The organism is Streptomyces sp. NPDC054847, from assembly GCF_053610925.1.
Genome location: NZ_JBSGZJ010000714.1, coordinates 1 through 2,071 on the forward strand (window position 1 = coordinate 1; position 2,071 = coordinate 2,071).

Consider the following 2,071-nt stretch of genomic DNA (forward strand, 5'->3'; position numbering starts at 1 on the left):
AGGTCGTAACTCATGTCCCGGAGACTCCCACATCGCACCGACACCCACCTGGCCGGTCGACGGCACGAGCCTATGCCAAAGGAAACGACGTCTTAGCCGCGGGGCTTCGGCTCCGTCGCATCCCGGCGGAAGGCCCACTTCATCTCGGGCTCCGTGACGGACTTCATCGCTCGGCGCACGGGCGGTGTGCACAGGAGCGTCATGACCGCGAGCATGGCCAGGGTCACCGCGATCCTGCCGGGCGGAGTGCTCAGCCATGGGTAGGACTCGAAGACTCCCGCATAACCGGCTCCGCGGATCAGGAACCCGTGCAGCACGTAGCCGCAGATGGTGCCGGCGCCCAGCACCGTGAACCAATGCCTCCGGCCGGGCACCAGGGCGAGGAAGGCCGCCGTCAGTACCAGCGCGCAGCAGAACAGCACACTCGCCCGGATCAGCCCCGGCCACCACAACAGCCCGAGCTCCTGAACGCTCCTGGACCGGTAGAACCAGTTCATGGGGATGCTGGGGGTCACCCAGTAGGTGAAGGGGATCGCGCCGGCGAACACGAGCACGGCGAGTGCTCTCGGTCCGCGCCTCCGCAGGAACCGGAAGTGCTCGGGCGTCATGCACAGGCCCAGTACGAAGAACGGAAGGAACTGCAGTACCCGCGTGAGTTCGAGGGCAGGGCCGATGCCCGGCGTGAGCGTCGCGAGCGCGGCGATGCCCAGTGACACCGCCAGCGGCCACCGCACGACCCGCCACAGCGGAGTCGTCAGCCGCCATATGAACAGCGCGAGCAGGAACCACATCAGATAGAAGGGCTGGAGAAGGCTGATGGGCTTCCCGGGGTAGTCGGTCCCGTACCTGGCGAAGACCGTGTACGCCACCTCGAAGACGACGTAGGGCAGCGCCACTCCGGTGAGCAGCCTTCGCAGCTGATCGGGGCGTCCGGTGTAACTGCGGGACAGATAGCCGGAGATCAGGATGAACACCGGCATGTGGAAGGTGTACAGGAACATGTAGAGGCCCCGGGTGGCCCGGCTGTCCTCGATCACGGTGGGCCAGACATGGCCCAGGGCCACCAACAGGATGGCCAGGTACTTCGCGTTGTCGAAGTACGGGTCTCGACGGGTGGACCTGGCGGCAGGCTGCGTGGGGGGATTCAGGCCAGTGGTCGTGGGGACCGAAGTGGTGCCGGCCTGTCTCGTGGTGAGTGACCCTGTCTCCTCGGCCTCGGGAAGAGGGGTCCTTACGTATCCATGCGCAGCGAAGGACATTCGAGGACCATAGCCCGGCCTTTTCTTGGTGGGAAAAGGTTGTGCATTCGAGAGTAACGATTCTATATAGCAGGCAAGTTGCGTGGGTATGCCCCCGTCTGGATCAGGGCATACCGGGGCAATCCGGCCCCTCCATCCAAAGCCTGTTGGCCGCCCGAGGCCTCCCAATCTCCTTTTGTGACCAAGATGTGGGGAGTATGAAACGATCCCTCTGAATTTCCTTCGGTATTTCACTGCGTACGAAAGAGTGCGGCGGCCGCGCACCAGGGGAGCCCGCACCGAGGTGGCGTGATCTTGTCCACGACGGTTCGTCACCACGCAGCAGGGGCAGGTGGGTTGGTGGCACGATGGTGCAGACGGGAGAGTGCCGGCCGCGCGCTCCCGGGCCGGCAAGGCGGGACCGACCGAGGGTGTGATCAGTTGTGGCCATTTCACTGTCAGTGGTGCTTCTGTTGGCGATCGTCCTCGTGGTGCTGATCCGCGGCGGCTCCATCAAGGCCGGACCCGCGATCGTTGCGGTCCTCTTCGGCTTCTTCCTCGCCTCGACGGGCATGGCGCCGTCGATCAACAGATTCATGAACTCGATAGCCGAGACGATCAACCAGATCAGTTTCTGAGACCACCGCCGGCCGCCGGCTCCCGCGATCAGCTCTGCCGGATCTCTTCGGGGATCACTTCCGGGAGACCGCGCCGCTCTCCTCACGGAACGACCTCGGGCCCGGCCCGGTCAAACAACAACGTCCCACGACCTATGCGTCCCCAGAGAGGGCGACGGCACTCTAACACCACAACATCTGACACTCGCTTCCCCT

General features: G+C 64.6%; 2 protein-coding genes. One reads left to right on the plus strand and one right to left on the minus strand.

What is annotated here, in order from left to right:
- Window positions 1-92: 92 nt before the first annotated feature.
- Complete coding sequence (locus ACWGH4_RS34565; RefSeq protein ID WP_453467802.1) at window positions 93-1,259, minus strand: acyltransferase family protein; 1,167 nt, start codon at window positions 1,257-1,259, stop codon at window positions 93-95.
- A 422-nt stretch (window positions 1,260-1,681) separates the two neighbouring features.
- Here ACWGH4_RS34565 and ACWGH4_RS34570 point away from each other — a divergent pair, with 422 nt between their 5' ends.
- Window positions 1,682-1,876: a hypothetical protein gene (locus ACWGH4_RS34570; protein WP_005317603.1), complete on the plus strand. Its 195-nt coding sequence runs from the start codon at window positions 1,682-1,684 to the stop codon at window positions 1,874-1,876.
- Window positions 1,877-2,071 lie beyond the last annotated feature (195 nt).

What these genes read in the sequence shown, in the direction of transcription:
- ACWGH4_RS34565 (WP_453467802.1), bottom strand. Translation starts at nt 1,259, where the DNA reads ATGTCCTTCGCTGCGCATGGATACGTAAGGACCCCTCTTCCCGAGGCC.